Raw genomic sequence first — 16,726 nt, forward strand, 5'->3', positions numbered from 1 at the left:
GGGCGTTCAGAACGGCACCATCACCTTCAACGTGCCGCGATGGCTTTGTATGTGGGACGAAAAATCCCCGTCGTACTGCAACCGGAAGTCCAGGCCGCCCGCGTTGGATACCTGCAGGCCCGCGCCGATGCGGCCGATGACGTCGTCCATGGGCACCGAGGTCTCGAAGGCCCCCGAGCCTGCCGGCGCGCCCTGCAAGCGCGACTTGACCGTGTACTCATCCTTGGACAGGAACGACACGCCGCCATACATGTAGGGGCGCATGGTTGCGCCGTTCTTCAGCGCCACCTTGCCACCCAGTTCCAGCGTCGGCGACAGGGCCATGACGAATTCGTTGCTGCTTTCCACGTCCAGATGCAAGGCGTCGCGGGATTCGCTGTAGCCGGGCATGTGGGTGTAGGACGCGTCCACGTCCACATAGGGTTTCAGGTAAACGTGTTCCCCGGCGTAGGTGCGCGCGATGCGCAGGCGCAAGGCCGCGCCGTAGACGTCCAGGTCCGAGTCGGCCGTGCTTTGCATGCCGGGGATGCGGATGCTGCGGTTGATGTCGTACTGGCCGTAGCCGCCGCCCAGGGCCGCGGACAGGGTCCAGGGTCCGGTTTCGCGCTTGACCACCACGCCGGCATAGCCGCTGTCGCCCTTGCCGCTGACCCGTCCGTCGTCGCCGCTCAGATGGCTGTTTTGGTAGGCAACGGACCCGCCCAGGAACCAGCCCGGACTGACCTGGCGCTGGCCGCCGAACTGGTAGGTGACGCCATCGAACGAAAATCCGGAGACCCCGCCGTCGCCGTCCTGGTTGGTATTGATGCCGGACACCTGGCCCCACAGGCAATCCTGCTCGCCGGTCAGCGCGTCGCCGCCCTGGAATGCCGGGCACGACATCATGGCGCCGGTAAAGCGCGCCATGCTGGCCTGCATCTGCGCGGCAGGCGCCACGGTGACGCCGGCCGACAGGTCGGACAGCCGGTTCGAATAGGTGTCGGCGCTTTCGCGGGAGGCCATGTCCAGCGCCGCGAACAAGGACGCCATGGCGGCGTTGCCACCCAGGTTCCAGGCGCCCTGCAGATGATTCGCAACCGAGCGCTGATTGGCGGCCAATTGCATGGACGGCGCGGCGAAGTCGGCCTGCGTTGCGCGCACGCGCACGTTCTTGCCGTCCAGCCTGGCGTCGTAGTCGATCACCGGGCTGTCCTTGGCAACGGGGCTGCCTTGCACATCGCCTTGCAGCGTCGCCACGGTGACTTCGTGATCGGGCAGCAAGGTGATGGGCTGGACATTGACCTGGCCGTTCAGGCGGGTATCGCCCTGCACCACCATGCTCGGCGATTTGAGGTTGGCGAAGTCCACGTCCGCCTGCAGCAGGCCGCCGGCCTGCAGGTTGAAATTCCCCGTAACCGTGAGCGTGTCGAAGGCGCCGGACCTGCCTATGGCGACCAGCCCCGCGTTGTCGATGTTGGCCTGATAAAGCGTGGCGTCGCTCAGGGTGCCGCTGGCGGCGTTCCAGACGTTGCAGGCGATGCCGCCCGCGCCGCCGCCGCATTCGATGTTGCCCAGCACGGTCCCCGCATTGTTGACGGACAGGCTGGCGCCGGGGGCGCTGGCCAGGAAGCTCACGGTCTTGGCCTGCTGCAGGGCGGCGCCGTCATAGCGTACGGCGCTGCCGCCTGCGCCGGCGATGATCATGCCCGCCGAGCCCACGGTCAGCGTGTTCTGCTTGTCGCCCACGATCCAGACGCCATATGCGCCCGCGCCGGTGCCGCCGCTGACCGAACCGTCGACGGTGACCGCGACCTGGCCCGAACCTTGCGGACCGGCGCTTTGCGCAAAGATGCCGGTGGCGCCGGCGCCGGTGGCGGCGATGCTGCCGCTCTGCGTCAGCGTGACGTTCCCGCCGGATCCCGTGCTGCCCGCGCCTGCCGTGCTGCCGGCGAAGCCGCCGGCGGCATTGCCGCCCAGCCCGCCCCCGCCGCCGATGGATTGGGCGATCACGCCGAAGGCGTAGGCCCCCTGGGTCGTGATGTTGCTGGCGACATTGAGGTTAACCGCGCCGCCGTTGCCGTTGCCACCCGTCTGGCCGCTGCCTGGGGTCCAGCCGCCCGAGTCCAGCTGCAAGCCCTTGCTGGTGTCGCCCGCGATGCCTCCGCCGCCGCCGATGGACTGGGCGATCAGGCCATGGGAGCCCGCGCCGCTGGTGCTGATGTGGCTGCCGGCATTCAAGGTCAGGGTCACGGCGCCGCCGTCGCCCGCCGCGCCGCCGCGCCCGCCCAGCGACACGCCAGAAAGGTTGCTGGCGTCGCCCGCGCCGCCCAGCCCGCCGCCGCCGCCGATCGATTGGGCCAGCACGCCATAGGCGCGCGCGCCTTGCGTGGTGGCGGCGATGCCGGTGGCGACGTCGATGGCGCCGCCCGAGCCGGACAAGCCGCCGTTGCCGCCCACTGCGACGCTCATGGAATGGCTGTCCTGCTGCAGCTTGGAGCTGCTGTTGCCCGCGCCGGCCGTGCCGCCGCCGCCGCCGATCGATTGCATCGCCAGCGCAGGCGCATCGTCACCCGTGGTCTGGACATTCAGCCAGCTCCCGCTGCCGGAGGTCAGGATGTTGCCGCCGTTGCCGGCCACGCCGCCTGTGCCGCCAAACGAGGCGCCGACGGTGATGGTGCCTTGGGCCTGATCCGAGCCATCGCCGCCCTGCCCGCCGCCTCCGCCGATCGATTGCAGCAGCACGCCATAGGCGTTGTAGCCGGTGGTGGCGATGCTGTTGCCATGGTCGTCGTCGAAGAAGAAGCTCAGGACGCCGCCATTGCCGCCGGCGCCGCCGCTGCCGCCCACGCCGATGATCGCGTTGGCCTTGATCTTGCTGCCCGAGGCGCTGGACGATCCGCCCACGCCGCCGCCTCCGCCTATGGACTGGGCCACCAGGCCGTCGGCCCAGTCGCCGGCGGTGGCGATCTTGCCCGCGTAGTTCACGGTGACGTTGCCGCCATGGCCGCCCGTGCCGCCGGTGCCGCCCACGTCCACGCCGAATTGATAAGTGCTGTTTTCGTCGTCGAGCCGTTCCTTGTTGTCGCTGTGATTGCCGATGCGGTCCAGGATGGGATAGGACGAGGCGTCGGCGCCCAGCGATCCGCCCAGCCCGCCGCCGCCGCCGATCGATTGCAGCAGCACGCCATCGGCGTCGCCGCCTTCGGTGCGGATGGCGCCTTGCAATGTCGCATTGATGCTGCCGCCAGTGGCGCCGGAACCGCCGGTCGCGCCCAGGCCCACCTGCAGACGGGCTGACGGACGCTCTTCGGCGCTGCCAGCCACATTCAGCGTGCCGCCCTGCGAGGCCCCGCCGCCGCCGCCGATGGACTGCGCCACGATGCCGCGCGAACCCGAGCCCAGCGTGCGGATGGCGAAGTTGGGATTCAGCGTCACGTCCACATTGCCGCCGGTGCCGCCCGAGCCGCCGGTACCGCCCAGGGCCAGGGTCAGCTTGACGTTGGTGGGCCCGCCGTGGGTGTAGGCGTTGCTGCTGCCGACCCCGCCGTTGCCGCCGCCTCCGCCTATGGATTGCGCCAGCACGCCATTGGCGTAGTCGCCATAGGTCACGATGGTGGATGCCGGGGGGACGCGCACGCCAGGCGGGGTCAGCAACGACGGCGGCATGCCGACATAGGCGCCGTTGGCATCGCCCAGGCTCACGGCCACCGCGCCGCCGTTGCCGCCTGCCGAGCCGGAACCGCCCAGCGTCATGCCGGCCGACAGCGAGATCGTGGTCGCATCGCCGAGCACGGTGGACAGCACGGACGAATCGCCGCCATTGCCGCCCCCGCCGCCGATGGACTGCGCCATCACGGCGTGGGAGCCGTCGCCCAAGGTGGCGACCGTGGAACCGTTGCTGAGGTTGACCTGGGTGACGCACGCGCCATCCCCCGGCGGGCAGGCGCTGCCGCCCGCCCCGCCGCTGCCGCCCACCGCGGCTTCGAAATTGAACGCCAGGGACGCGCCCTCGCCGGTGGGTACCGCCACCACCAGGTCGCTGGCGCTGGAGCTGCCGCCATTGCCGCCGCCCCCGCCTATGGTCTGCGCCAGGATGCCGAAGGAATCGTTGGGCGCGTAGGTCGAGGGATCGATGTTCGGGCTGGCGTAGTCCATGCCCGTGGCGACGTGGGAGCCGCTCAGGTTCACGATGGAGGAATAGCCGGTGCCGCCCGAGCCGCCGCTGCCGCCCAACACCACCGCGGCATTGAAGCCCACCGTGACGTCGTAATAGCTGGCGTCGCCGCCGTTGCCGCCGCCTCCGCCTATGGATTGGGCCAGGATGCCGGCCGAATGGGCGCCGCCGGTGCTGATGTTGAGATTGCTGTAACCCACCTTGACCTCGGCGGCATTGCCGCCGGCGCCGCCGCTACCGCCCAATTGCAGCGCCGCGAAGGATGCCACGCTGGCGTTCTTGACGCTGCCGCCCGTGCCGCCGCCGCCGCCGATGCTTTGCGCGATGATGCCGGGTGCGTAGTTGCCGTGGGTGGTGAGGTTCGCGGTCGAGTACGTCAATGTGCCGTCGCAGCCGCCCTGGTTGCTCATGCAGACCGTGCCGCCGTTGCCGCCGCCGCTGGCGCTGCCGCCGATCGCCACCGATACGCCCACCGATGCGGTGAAGGTATCGCCGCCGTTGCCGCCGCCGCCGCCCACGGACTGGGCCAGCACGCCTGCGCCGAACTGGCCGGCGGTCTGGATCGAGCCCAGGTCCTGGATGATGACGTTGCCGCCCGCCCCGCCGCCCGCGCCGCCGCCGCCCACGCCCAGCACGCCGATACTGTCGCCGCCGCTGCCGCCGCCGCCGCCGATGGACTGGGCCACCAGGCCGATGGCGGCGTTGCCGGCCGTCGTGATGGAGCCGGTATTGCCGATCACCACCGTGCTGCCCGACGAGCCGGTGGCCCCGGCCGAGCTGCCGCCTACGCTGAGCAGGCCAGTGGCGCTGCCCGAGGCCCCGCCGCCGCCGCCGATGGACTGGCCTATCATGCCGTGCGAGTTGTAGCCCGAGGTGGCGATGGACCCCGTGTTGCTCAGGGTGACCTGGCCGGCCGCGCCGCCGCCCGCGCCGTCCCCGCCCAAGGAAACCAGTTCGGCCGTGTCCGCGCCGCCCGCCCCGCCGCTGCCGGCAATGGACTGGGCCAGCACGCCGTAGGCGTGGTTGCCGCCAGTGGTGACCGTGGCGCCTGTCGCCACATTGACCGCGCCAGCGTTGCCGCCATTGCCGCCATTGCCGCCCTGGCCACCCAACACCGACACGAAGTCGCTGCCCGTGCCGCCGCCGCCGCCGACCGACTGCGCCACGATGCCGGTGGAAAAATTGCCCGTCGTGCTGATGGCGCTGCCGCTGGCGGTGGAAATGTTGACGGCGCTGGCGTTGCCGCCAAACCCGCCGCCCCCGCCCTGCCCGGCCAGCTTGGTGCTGTCGGTGCCGTCGCCGCCCTGCCCGCCCAGGCTTTGCGCCGCCAGGCCGGGCAGGTTGTCGCCGCGGGTCGCGACGCTGCCGCCCTGATAGAGATTGATCGCCACGGCGCCGCCCGCGCCGCCATTGCCGCCGGAATGGTCCTTGTCCGGGCCTTTGCCGCCTTTGCCGCCGATGGCGCGGGCGGCGACGCCGGCGCCCTGCACGGTCGCGCCGGCCGCCGAACCGGCCACGTCCAGCAGCACCGAGCCGTTCACGTCCACGGTCACCTTCTGGGTCCAGCTGTCCGAGGTGCCGCCGCCATTGCCGCCGTTATCGCTGTTGTCGGTCGACGCGGTGCCGTCGCCGCCTATGCTTTGCGCGTAGATGCCAAAGACCGTGGCGCTGTCGAAGACCTGCCAATAGCTGTTGGCCTGGCCCTGGTGCGTCACTTGCACGGTGCCGCCGGTGCCCGCATTGCCGTTGTTGTAGCCGCCCATGCCGCCCACGGAATTCGCGTAGATGGCAGCTCCGTTGGCATAGGTGCGCAGCCGCGTGGCGCTGCTGCCCAGGTTGATGGCGCCGGTGTTGCTGACGGTGACCGTGCTGGCGTTGCCGCCATTGCCGCCCACCTGGTCGCCGTATTCCAGCGTCGGATCGTTCTGGTCGCCGCCGGCCCCGCCCAGGGCCCGCGCGTTGATGCCGTACAGGCCTTGGCGCGGCGTGGGCAGGGAACCGGACATCGTCAGGTTGCCGGAATTGGTTACGGTCACGTTCTGGCCCAGTCCGCCGTGTCCGCCGTTCGAGTCGTTGTTGTCGTTGGCGGGGTCGCCGATGCCGCCGGACGAGACTGCCATGATCAGGCTGTTGAAATTGCTGAGCGCCGTGCCGTTGAGCGCGATGTCGCCCGTGCTGGATACGGTAATGTGGCCGCCGTCTCCTGCCGTGCCTTCGTCCACGCCGTCGCCGCCGCGCGATATGGCCGTGACCACGCCCACCGGGTTCAGCCGGGTCTGGTTCTCGTCGGCGTTGTAGTTGCCCGAGGACGTGACCGACACGTCCGGTCCGTTCTGGCCGTTCTTTTCGTTGTCATGGTCTACGCCGCTGTCGCCCTCGCAGATGGCCTGGGCGCTTGGGTAGTTGCCGGACGGCACGTTCAGGGTGGGGCCGCCTGCGCATGCATAGCCGGCCTGTGCGCCGCCCGCTACGCTCCAGGCGCAGGCGCCCAGCGCGGACGCGATGGCCAGCCGCAACGTGTTCTGCCGCAGCAGGGGAAAAGGCAGACTGGGGCTGTGCGCCGGGCGTGATGTGGGCTTCATGGATGAGCGGATTCTTGTGATCCGAGCGCGGTTTACCCGGGTCGGCGGGCGCGCGCTCAGTAGTAACTGGCAAAGTTTCGCCACTAGAATCCGCAGGCAGCGCACCTCGCGCAACTTTTTTTCGACGAATCAGTGCTTTTTTTCGACGAAATCCGCAAAGAAAACCACACTGTTACCGCTTGCGCGGCCACAAATGTAAGTAAAAATTGAATGCGGCGTAGAGCCTTCGGCCGGCCGTGTCAGGGGCGCGCTGGCGTCCGCCTGGCGCCGTCCGAAGATGCCAGCAGCATCTGCCCTTTGGGTGTCAGGACAACCACCGGTTCGACATCCGCGCGGCGGGGAACGTCCACCAGCCCGTTGGCGGTCGCGTCTTCCCAGGCGGACAGGCGCGGACACGAACTGCGCCAGGCGTCCATGGTCTGCGCATAGGTGCGCGGCCGTTCGGCGATCCAGGCCAGGAATTGCAGCAGGTTGCCGAGCTGGGACGTGCCGGCCTGCAACATGGAACTATCGTCATCTGTCTTCATCGCCATGCACTCCCAACCTGGATGTAAAAGGCGTTCTGGTCCTTGCTGTGGGCGATGTCTATCCCCACCGCCAATCCCAGCTTGGCGGCTATCAGATACCGGAAGCCTGTGCCGATGCTGACGACATTGGTGGAATCGGCAAAGGATTTCCAGTTTCCGTAGGCCTTGCCCACGCCGCTGAACCCCAGTATGGACCAGCGCGGGGTGGCGTCCCAGCGCAATTCTGTTTCGAAGGTCAGCGCGTCGCGGTCCTGGTAGCGGCCCCGCGCCACGCCGCGCAGGTCGACGTAAGGCTGGGCGTAGAACGGCACCGTGCCGCGCGTGAACTGGCCGTCGCCGCGCAGGCCCAGGGTCCAGCGCGGGGCCAGCGGCAGCCAGGTGTAGCCGCGCGTGCGGTAGCTTTCGAAGGCCTGGTCGCTGCCCAGCCAGCTGCGCGAAAACTGGGCCTCCAACTCGGCATAGCTGCCCCGGTTGGGATAGAACATATTGTCGCGCGTGTCGTAGTCCACCACCACGCCGGCCTTGCCGATGCGGCCGGCCAATTCGGCCTTGGACAGTTCGCCAGCCTGGCTGCCGGTGAACCGGGTGTTCGAGCGGAAATAGGTATAGCGCGGACCGACGTACCAGGGCGTGTCGCCCACCCGGGCCAGGACCTGCTGCATCAGGAAGGTGCCCTTCACCTCGTAGCTGCGTCCGTGGCTGGAGGCGCCGTAGTACTCCAGGTTTGCGCGTCCCTGGGCCAGCGCGCCCAGGTAGCGGTAGCGGTCGGCGTCCCAGCTGCGGAAATGGAACAGCGCGCCGCCGCGCGTGCCGTTTTCGGTGGCCATGGCGCCAATGCCGGTGACATTGGGCGGCGCCTTGCTTTTGCCTTCCGGCTGGCCCTGGGAGGCGGCCTCACCCGCCGGTTCGGAGAAGTACAGCAGCATCACGCCGCCGCCATAGCCCACTGCGGGCTCGGTGATGATCACGGGTACCGGTAGCGCGCCGTTCTGGCGCAACAGGAAGTCGCCCATGTCCAGGCCGCCGCCGTCCGCGTCCACGTCGGCGTCCGCTTGCGCCAACGCCGCGCCCATGAAAGCCGGGCCCGTGCACAGCAGGATCAGGATCTGCCTGGCCAGTCGCGGCCAGGTGACCGGATGGCCCCGGGGTGCCGCGCCGCCCTTGGCGGGCAAGGCCCCGCTGGAGGCGCTGTCTCGGGCGTGTCTGCATTCCTGGCGCACGGAGTCCTTCCCCGTTGTAGTGCCGCAGTCCGGCGATGTCGGGCGGCTCGCAAGAATGAGACTGGAGCCGCGCGTTCAGTCGTGCACCGCCGATGATGACACGGCGCCGGATCTTGCGCACTACTTCCGCCACCGCTGCCTAGACCGCGAGCCTGCGCATCGTCAGCGCGACGACCGCCGTGGCGACTAGCTGCATGCCGGCCACGACGTACAGGCCGGCGGCCACGCCGCCCGTCCATTCCTTGAGCCAGCCCATCATGAACGGCGTGGCGAAGCCGGCCAGGTTGCCGACCGAATTGATGAAGGCGATGCCGCCCGCCGCGGCGGTGCCGGTCAGGAATGCCGCCGGAATGGCCCAGAAGACGGGGAACGCCCCCAGCACGCCGATGGCGGCGATGCTCAAGGCGCCCATCGCCAGCACGGGGCTGCCGATGTAGGCGCCGGTCAAGGACAGGCCGACCGCGCCGACCAGGGTGGCGCCGGCGCAATGCAAGCGGCGTTCGCGGGTGGAGTCGGAATGGGCGCCGTTGATCACCATCGCGGCCGTGCCCAGGATGAACGGGATGGCCGACAACAGGCCTATGTTCAGCGCGCCTTGCACGCCCAGCTCGCGCACGATGGAAGGCATCCAGAACGCCAGCGTCGCATTGCCGCCGACGATGCAGAAGTACGCCGCGGTGCACAGCCACAAGGCAGGCAGGCGCAGAGCGTGGGCGAAGCTGGCGTGTTTGCCGGGGTCCAGGCGTTCACTGTCCAGCTCGGCCGTCAGCGCGGCCTTTTCCGCCGCGCTGAGCCAGCGCGCCTGCTGGGGGCGGTCCGGCAGATAGGCCAGCACCACCAGTCCGGCGATCACCGAAGGAATGCCTTCCAGCACGAACAGCCATTGCCAGTTGCGCAGCGGCGCCACCCCGTCCATGCCGCTCATGATGAGTCCGGCTATCGGCCCGCCGACGATGCCGGCGATGCCGAACGACGTCATGAACCAGCCATTGATGCGCCCTCGCCTGCCTGCCGGTATCCAGTACGTCAAATAAAGCATGACGCCGGGGAAGAAGCCCGCTTCGAAGGCGCCCAGCAGAAAGCGCAGGACATAGAAGGAGGTGGGCGTGGTCACGAACGCCATCGCCATCGAGGTCAGGCCCCACAGGATCGTGATGCGGGCCAGCGTCTTGCGCGCGCCGATGCGTTGCAGCAGCAGGTTGCTGGGCACTTCGAAGATGAAGTAGCCGATGAAGAAGATGCCCGCCCCCAGGCCGTACACCGCTTCGCTGAAGCGCAGGTCCTGCAGCATCTGCAGCTTGGCGAAGCCCACGTTGACGCGGTCGATCCACGCCAGCAGGAACAGGAAGATCAGGAAGGGAATGAGGCGCCAGGCGACCTTGCGGTGCATCTGGCCAGGGTCGGCGGCCGGCGCGGCGCCGTGTGCCGGCGCGGACAGGGGTTGCGGTGAAACAGCATCCATAGCGGGTTCCTCGGTGGAGCGGATCAGGGGAGCGCCCTAGCCCGCCGATACCGGGGCAAGGTTACGCGAGCAGATGTTTTTGTCTGCTATAAATATATTTTGCCATTATGAAAAAATACAATAATCAGGATTAACCCGCGGTGGCCGCCGCGGGGCGAGGTCCGCCGCCGCGTCTTCAGGCCAACAGGTTCTTGGGCAGCGCGGCGATGAAGGACGCGAAGCTGGTGGCGCCCTGCCCGGGGCTCATGTGCTGCGTCATGACCGCGGCCGCGCGCGCCGGGTCCTGCGCCTGGATGGCTTCGAGCAGTTGGCCATGCTGTTCCCATGACGAGGCCAGGCGGCCGAAAGCGGAAAAGGCGTGCAGCCGGTAGGCGCCGGTGCGCGACCGCATGCGCAGGATCTCCTGGCGCAGATAGGGATTGCGGGCGCCCAGGTACAGGGCATCGTGGAAGCGCCGGTTGTGTTCCTGCCAGGCGTCGGTGTCCTCGCGCCGCACCACGGCCGCGGCGCGTTCATGGATGGCTGCCAGCTCGTCGCGTTCGGCGGGCGTCATGCGTTCGCAGGCCAGGCGCGCGCCTATGCCTTCCAGCTCCGCCAGCAGCTCCCACATCGCCAGCAACTGGGCCACGTCCATCTTCGCCACCACCATGCCGCCACGCGGCAGGCTGGCCACCAGCCCTTGCGCCTGCAACTGCAGCAGCGCCTCGCGCACCGGCGTGCGGGAGACGTCGTAGGTCTGCATCAGCATCTGTTCATCGACCGGATCTCCCGGCAGCAGGCTGCCATCGCGGATGGACTCTTCGACTGACAGGCGGATGCGCTCAGCGGCTTTCATGGCGGACTCCGGTGTAGGGGGTAAGAAAATTCACGCTAGGCATAGTATTTTCTTGACTTCTATAAATATATTTATGAGACTAGACTTTTATTTTAACGAGCAAAACGCGGCAGGAGGTAATGAGCATGGAAGACTCGCCCAAGCAGGAATGGCAGGCCTGGGTCGCCCTGGCCTGCAAGACGCATGGCCTGGCGGTACCAGTGGAGACGCAAGCGGCGGTCGCACGCACGCTTTTGCGCCTTGCCGCCGTGCAGGCCGAGATCGACGGCTGCGGGGACGACGATGCCTGATTCTCTGCTGCATCTTTCCGTGGCCGACATGCGTCGAAACTACGCCCAGGCCGCGCCCGGCGCACGCGTGGCATTGGTCTCGACCCAGGCTGCGGCGTTCCAGCGCCGGGCGGCCGACCTGCTCTGCGCCACGCGCACCTATCAACCCTCTGGGCTGACCGTGCGTCCTGGCGGCCTGCTTGAAGGCGTGGCCTTGGCGCACAAGGATGCCTTCCAGACCGGCATGCACGCCCCGGGGCGCGGGCGGCCGTTGCGCGACGAAGCCCCAGGGCCGATGGCCACGGCGCTGCGCCGCTTGCAGGAACACGGCGCGCTGAACCTGGGCGCGCTGGCGATGGCCGAGCATGCCTGCGGCGCGACGGCCGAGAACCCCCACGGCGCGCCGCTGGCCAATCCGCTGGACGCCGCCGCCGCGGTGGGCGGATCGTCCAGCGGTTGTGCGGTCGCGGTGGCGGCAGGCCTGGTCCCCGCGACGCTGGGCACCGATACGGCCGGCTCTGTGCGCATGCCGGCCGCGACCTGCGGCCTGGTGGGACTCAAGCCGACTCCGGGGGCGATCCCGGCCGACGGCGTGGCGGCCTTGGCGCCTACCTTGGACACGGTGGGCGTGATGGGCCGCAGCGCGCTGGATGCGGCCTGCGTCTACGCCGCGTTGCTGCCAACGCCGCCAACCGCGTCCGCGTTGCCCGCGGACATGGCGCTGATCGAACGGGAACTATCCAGGCCGCGGCGTTGGAGGCTGGCCTCGACGCTGGCGACTGCCGGAGCGCGCGCCGACGTGGCCGAGACGATGGCGCGATTCGAACGCGGCCTGCCCGATCCGCAACGCATCGGCTTGCGCCCCGCGCCCGACCTGGACCGCTTGAACCGTCTGGCGCAGATCGTGCTTCATGCCGAAGCCGCCGCCACGCTCGCGGGCAGCGTGCGCCGTGAATTGGCCTCGCTGGCGCCGGCCACCCAGGCCATCGCGCTGCCGGGCTGGGCCATGCCGGCGGTCTGGTATCGCCATGCCTTGTCGCAGATCGCGCCACTGCGCGCGGCCTTCCTTGCCACCTGTCTGGCCGACGCCGATCTATTACTGACGCCCTGCCTGCAGCAAGGCGTGCCGGACCGCGCCGCGGTCACCACCAGCAGCCCCGATTTCGATCCCCGCGCCCTCGGCGCGCTGCACCGCCATCACGCCTACCTCAACTACCTGGGGCTGCCGGCGCTGGTCCTGCCCGTCGGCATCGATGCGCAAGGCCGCCCTGTCTGCGTGCAAGCGGTCGGCGCGCCCGGCAGCGAAGCCCTGCTGCTGGCCTTCGCGCATCAGTACGCCCTGCCCTTTTCCGCCATTCTGCAACGCTAATCCACGGACTCATCATGGCCAGAATCAATGCCTCCCCCACCCTGGCGCGCTTTCGCGTGCTGGACCTCTCGCGCGTGCGCGCAGGCCCGACCTGCGTGCGCATCCTGGCCGACTTCGGCGCGGACGTGATCCGCATCGAACCGCCGGCCGGGATCGATCCCAATGAAGCCATGTTCGCCGCGGACCGTACTGGCGGCGACTTCCAGAACCTGAACCGCAACAAGCGGTCGATGACGCTGAACCTGAAGAAGCCCGAAGGCCTGGCCGTCTTCAAGCAGTTGGTGGCCACTGCCGACGTGGTGGTGGAAAACTGGCGGCCCGACGTCAAGGCGCGCCTTGGGGTGGACTACGACGCCCTGCGCGCCATCAATCCCCGCATCATCCTGGCCAGCATCTCCGGCTTTGGCCAGGACGGTCCCTATGCGGACCGACCGGGTTTTGACCAGATCATCCAGGGCATGGGCGGGCTCATGTCGGTCACGGGCTTTGCCGGCGGCGGTCCGCTGCGCGCGGGACTCGCGGTCGCAGATTGCGGCACCGGCATCTATGCCGCGGTCGGCGTCCTGCTGGCCCTGCTGGAGCGCGAACACTCCGGCGTGGGCCAATGGGTCCACAGTTCCCTGCTGCACACGCAGATCGCGCTGATGGACTTCCAGGCTGCGCGCTATCTGAACGACGGCGACACGCCGGTGCAGGCAGGCAATGACCATCCGACCAGCAGCCCGATGGGGCTGTTCGAGGCCAGCGACGGCGCGTTCAACCTGGGCGCGTCCGGCGAAGGCAACTGGCGCCGCCTGTGCGAGTGCCTGGATGCGCCGCAATGGCTGGAAGACCCGCGCTACGCGACCGAGAAGTTGCGCGTGGCGAACCGCGGTGCGCTCAATGAATCCCTGGCGCAGCGCTTTAGCCAACAGAGCGTCGCGCACTGGGTTGGCCTGCTGAACCGCGCCGGGGTGCCTGCAGGCCCGGTCTACAGCATTCCGCAGGTGTTCGAGGACGAACAGGTGCGCCACCTGGGCGTGGCGCAGCCGGTTGCCGACGATGCCGGACACCAGTACCGGCTGATCTCGCAGCCCGTGGCCTTGACGCGCACGCCCGCCCAGATCAGGCGGCCCGCGCCAGGCTGGGGCGAGCACACCCGCGAAATGCTCGCGGAGATGGGCTATGCCGCGGACGACATCGAGCGCCTGTATGAAGAGGGCGTGGTATGAGCGGCGGCCAGATCCAGGTGGATTTCCAGGACGGCATTGCAACCCTGACGGTCTGCCATCCCGAACGGCGCAACGCAATGACGCTGGACATGTGGCTGCAGTTGGCCGCAGCGCTGCGTGAACTCGACGGCGCCGCAGTCCGGGTGCTGGCGCTGACCGGCGCCGGTACCCGGGCCTTCGTGTCCGGGGCCGACATCAGCGAGTTCGACCAGGCCCGCGACGGCGCGGCCGCGGTCGCCCGGTACAACCAGGCGGTGGCGGATGCGCAGCAATTGCTGGCGGACTTCGCGGCGCCCACCGTCGCGCTGATACAAGGCGCCTGCATGGGCGGCGGCATCGGCCTGGCGCTGGCCTGCGACCTGCGCTATGCCAGCGCCAGCGCCCGCTTCCGCATGCCGGCCGCAAGATTGGGGCTGGGCTACTCCTATGCCGACATGCGCAGGCTGGCGGGCGTGGTGGGCGCGGCGTCCGCCTTCGACCTGTTCTATACCGCCCGCATCCTTGACGCCGAGCAGGCCGAACGCCGCGGCCTGGTCCACGAACGGTACGCCGACGACGATTTCGTCCGCCAGTCGCAGGCCCGGGTGCGCGCCATCGCCGCCAATGCGCCCCTCTCCCTGCGCGCGGCAAAGGCGGCCATACTGGCGACCATGAATCCGCCCGCGCCCGCGCAGCTCGATGCGATCGACGCCCTGGTGGCCCGGTGCTTCGCCAGCGAGGACTACGCCGAAGGCCGGCGGGCATTCGCCGAAAAACGCGACCCGGTCTTCCTTGGCCGCTGAGCCGTCTTTGAACCATGAGCAAGATGCCATGAACAATCCACGCATTCCTTTCATGCTTTCCAGCCAGCGCCCGCCCCTGGCGGCGCTGGACGGCCGGGCCATCCTGGTGCACCTGGTCGTCAATGTGGAGCACTGGCCGTTCGATCAGCCCATGCCCCGCACCCTGCTGACCGCGCCGCACGGGCGCGAGACGGTGCCGGACGTGCCCAACTACAGCTGGGCCGAATATGGCCTGCGCTGCGGGCTGCCGCGGATCATCGACGCCATCCGCGGCCGCGGCCTGCCTGCCTCGGCCAGCCTGAACGCCTCCGTCATCGATGCCTACCCCGAGGCGGCCCAGGCGCTGCTGGAGGCCGGCTGGGAATTCATCGGCCACGGCATCCACCAGCGCGCTTTGTCGCAAGAGGACGGCGACGGCCAGGCGCGCACCATCGCCGCGGCGCTGGACCGGATCGAGCGCTTCAGCGGCCGCCGGCCGCGCGGCTGGCTCTCGCCGGGCCTGCGCGAAACGCTGGACACGCCGGATCTCCTGGCCCAGGCCGGCATCGACTACCTGTTCGACTGGTGCCTGGACGATCTGCCCAACTGGATGCGGACCGCCGGCAGGCCCTTGCTGGCCTTGCCGTACGCGCTGGAACTGAACGACTCGGTCATCCACGCCGTGGAAAAGCATGCCACCGGGGAATTCAGCCGGCGCCTGGAGCGGACGCTGGACCTGTATGCCGACGAGGCCCGGACCGCGGGCCGTCCGCGCGTCCTCACGCTGGGACTGCATCCCCATCTGATGGGCGTGCCGCACCGCTACGCCGACCTGCTCACCATGCTGGACCTGCTGCAAAAGCACCCGATGACCGCCTTCGTCACCGGCGCCGCGATGTATGACTGGTACGCCGCCCAGGTTCCCGTCCAGCCCGACGGAGCCGCCGCATGAACGCCATCGATACCCTGGTCGCGCATTTGCTGCGCACCCAATACGAGCACCTGCCCGCAGCGGCGGTGGAAGCGGCCAAGACCTTCATCCTGGATGCGGTTGGCGTCGGGCTATCCGGCTCGCGCCATCCCCGCATGCCCTCGCTACGCCAGGCGGCCCAGGCCCTGGGCCAAGGCGCGGAAGCGACCGTCTGGGGCAGCGGCGAGCGGCTGCCGCTGGCCAGCGCGGTCATGCTGAACGCATATCAAGTGTTCAACCAGGAGTTCGACGCGATCCACGACCGGGCCGTGGTGCACGCGTTTGCCTGCATCGTGCCGGCGGCGCTGGGCTATGCCGAACGCGAAGGCGGCGTCGATGGTCCCCGATTGATCACCGCGGTCGCCGCCGGATTGGACTTCGCCATCTATGTCGCGCTGGCCCAGCGCGCGCCCATGCGTTTTTTCCGGCCGGCCATGTGCGGCGGCCTGGGCGCGACGGCCACGCTGTGCAAGCTTGGCGGGTTGGATGAGAGCGCCACGCGCGATGCGCTGGGGCTGGCGTACAGTCATCTCTCCGGCACCATGCAGGCGCATATCGAAGGCTCGCCCGCGGTCGGCCTGCAGGTCGGCCTGAACGCCAGGGCGGCGGTTACGGCCTTCGAGCTGGCGCGCGCGGGCTTTCCCGGTCCGCGCGACATCCTGGAAGGCCCTTATGGCTACTTCGCGCTGTATGACGCCGGCCAGGCCGACTGGGACGCGGTTCGCGCGGACGTGGGCCGGGTGTTCCAGATCACCCGCATGAGCCACAAGCCCTACCCGACCGGCCGGGCCACCCATAGCGGCATCGGCGCCGTGCTGGACCTCATGCGCGCCCATGCGCTGCAGCCCGGGGACGTGGACCGGATCACGGTCCGCGCGTCGTCGCTGATCGTGCGCCTGGTGGGACGGCCGGCCCATCCGGGCATGGATTCCGCCACGGCCCGGCTCTGCATGGGCTATGCCATCGCTACTGCCCTGCTGCGCGGCCGGGTCGGCATACCCGACTTCGATCCCGACGCGCTGGTCGAGGCCAGGACTTTCGAACTGGCCGCCCGTGTCCAGGTGCTGGATGACGGCAATCCGGACCCCAACGCCATGAGCCCCCAGCGCGTGGAATTGCGGCTGAAGGACGGCCGCGAATTCGCGGTCGACATGCCGGCCTTTCCCGGCAGTCCGGAACGCCCCTTGGGCGTGGCGGAACAGGACGCCAAGTTCGAAGCCTGCTGCGCGTCCGTGCAGCCGCCGCTGCCCGCCGGCCAGACACGGGAGCTGGCGCGACGGCTGCGCGGACTGGAGGCCGAACAGGACCTGCGCGGCATCATTCGTCTGCTGACAACCGGGCGTTAGTCCTGACGGCGTGTTCCGGAC

General features: G+C 69.1%; 11 protein-coding genes. 6 read left to right on the forward strand and 5 right to left on the reverse strand.

Annotated features, from left to right (window positions below; genetic code table 11):
- Nucleotides 1–6 precede the first annotated feature (6 nt).
- The 5 genes from HV766_RS08175 to HV766_RS08195 form a co-directional block, all read right to left on the reverse strand.
- Entirely contained in the window at nucleotides 7–6,735 is a 6,729-nt protein-coding gene (locus HV766_RS08175; RefSeq protein ID WP_175180950.1) for an autotransporter outer membrane beta-barrel domain-containing protein, read from the reverse strand.
- Nucleotides 6,736–6,974: 239 nt separating this feature from the next.
- Nucleotides 6,975–7,262, reverse strand: coding sequence for a hypothetical protein (locus tag HV766_RS08180; RefSeq protein WP_225588731.1), 288 nt, complete (start codon nucleotides 7,260–7,262; stop codon nucleotides 6,975–6,977).
- Entirely contained in the window at nucleotides 7,259–8,335 is a 1,077-nt protein-coding gene (locus tag HV766_RS08185; RefSeq protein ID WP_054454867.1) for a BamA/TamA family outer membrane protein, read from the reverse strand. The genes HV766_RS08180 and HV766_RS08185 overlap by 4 nt, the downstream gene beginning before the upstream one ends.
- A gap of 286 nt (nucleotides 8,336–8,621) precedes the next feature.
- Nucleotides 8,622–9,944, reverse strand: coding sequence for an MFS transporter (locus HV766_RS08190; protein ID WP_125470987.1), 1,323 nt, complete (start codon nucleotides 9,942–9,944; stop codon nucleotides 8,622–8,624).
- Nucleotides 9,945–10,119: 175 nt separating this feature from the next.
- Nucleotides 10,120–10,779, reverse strand: a complete 660-nt coding sequence (locus HV766_RS08195; protein ID WP_054454398.1) for a GntR family transcriptional regulator — start codon at nucleotides 10,777–10,779, stop codon at nucleotides 10,120–10,122.
- A 119-nt stretch (nucleotides 10,780–10,898) separates the two neighbouring features.
- Between HV766_RS08195 and HV766_RS08200 the strand changes: the two genes are divergently transcribed.
- Genes HV766_RS08200 through HV766_RS08225 form a run of 6 tightly spaced genes read left to right on the forward strand, consistent with a single transcriptional unit; the run spans nucleotide 10,899 to nucleotide 16,705 of the window.
- The gene (locus HV766_RS08200) at nucleotides 10,899–11,069 is read left to right on the forward strand and encodes a hypothetical protein (protein ID WP_156337376.1); all 171 of its coding nucleotides are present in this window, start codon (nucleotides 10,899–10,901) and stop codon (nucleotides 11,067–11,069) included.
- On the forward strand, nucleotides 11,062–12,417 hold the full coding sequence (locus tag HV766_RS08205; protein ID WP_175180951.1) for an amidase: 1,356 nt from the start codon (nucleotides 11,062–11,064) through the stop codon (nucleotides 12,415–12,417). The genes HV766_RS08200 and HV766_RS08205 overlap by 8 nt, the downstream gene beginning before the upstream one ends.
- Nucleotides 12,418–12,431: 14 nt before the next feature.
- The gene (locus tag HV766_RS08210; protein ID WP_054454392.1) at nucleotides 12,432–13,628 is read left to right on the forward strand and encodes a CaiB/BaiF CoA transferase family protein; all 1,197 of its coding nucleotides are present in this window, start codon (nucleotides 12,432–12,434) and stop codon (nucleotides 13,626–13,628) included.
- Nucleotides 13,625–14,410: an enoyl-CoA hydratase gene (locus HV766_RS08215; RefSeq protein WP_119452026.1), complete on the forward strand. Its 786-nt coding sequence runs from the start codon at nucleotides 13,625–13,627 to the stop codon at nucleotides 14,408–14,410. The genes HV766_RS08210 and HV766_RS08215 overlap by 4 nt, the downstream gene beginning before the upstream one ends.
- A 28-nt stretch (nucleotides 14,411–14,438) precedes the next feature.
- Nucleotides 14,439–15,341, forward strand: coding sequence for a polysaccharide deacetylase family protein (locus HV766_RS08220; RefSeq protein WP_054454388.1), 903 nt, complete (start codon nucleotides 14,439–14,441; stop codon nucleotides 15,339–15,341).
- A complete protein-coding gene (locus tag HV766_RS08225; RefSeq protein WP_175180952.1) occupies nucleotides 15,338–16,705 on the forward strand; it encodes an MmgE/PrpD family protein in 1,368 nt (455 codons plus the stop codon). The genes HV766_RS08220 and HV766_RS08225 overlap by 4 nt, the downstream gene beginning before the upstream one ends.
- Nucleotides 16,706–16,726 lie beyond the last annotated feature (21 nt).

This window comes from Achromobacter aegrifaciens (assembly GCF_902859735.1).
Taxonomy (GTDB): Bacteria; Pseudomonadota; Gammaproteobacteria; order Burkholderiales; family Burkholderiaceae_B; genus Achromobacter; species Achromobacter aegrifaciens.

Excerpts from the sequence above, each read along its gene's own strand:
- HV766_RS08175 (WP_175180950.1), bottom strand. The coding sequence starts at position 6,735 with ATGAAGCCCACATCACGCCCGGCGCACAGCCCCAGTCTGCCTTTTCCC.
- HV766_RS08180 (WP_225588731.1), bottom strand. The coding sequence starts at position 7,262 with ATGAAGACAGATGACGATAGTTCCATGTTGCAGGCCGGCACGTCCCAG.
- HV766_RS08185 (WP_054454867.1), bottom strand. The coding sequence starts at position 8,335 with ATGGGCGCGGCGTTGGCGCAAGCGGACGCCGACGTGGACGCGGACGGC.
- HV766_RS08190 (WP_125470987.1), bottom strand. The coding sequence starts at position 9,944 with ATGGATGCTGTTTCACCGCAACCCCTGTCCGCGCCGGCACACGGCGCC.
- HV766_RS08195 (WP_054454398.1), bottom strand. The coding sequence starts at position 10,779 with ATGAAAGCCGCTGAGCGCATCCGCCTGTCAGTCGAAGAGTCCATCCGC.
- HV766_RS08200 (WP_156337376.1), top strand. The coding sequence starts at position 10,899 with ATGAGCATGGAAGACTCGCCCAAGCAGGAATGGCAGGCCTGGGTCGCC.
- HV766_RS08205 (WP_175180951.1), top strand. The coding sequence starts at position 11,062 with ATGCCTGATTCTCTGCTGCATCTTTCCGTGGCCGACATGCGTCGAAAC.
- HV766_RS08210 (WP_054454392.1), top strand. The coding sequence starts at position 12,432 with ATGGCCAGAATCAATGCCTCCCCCACCCTGGCGCGCTTTCGCGTGCTG.
- HV766_RS08215 (WP_119452026.1), top strand. The coding sequence starts at position 13,625 with ATGAGCGGCGGCCAGATCCAGGTGGATTTCCAGGACGGCATTGCAACC.
- HV766_RS08220 (WP_054454388.1), top strand. The coding sequence starts at position 14,439 with ATGAACAATCCACGCATTCCTTTCATGCTTTCCAGCCAGCGCCCGCCC.
- HV766_RS08225 (WP_175180952.1), top strand. The coding sequence starts at position 15,338 with ATGAACGCCATCGATACCCTGGTCGCGCATTTGCTGCGCACCCAATAC.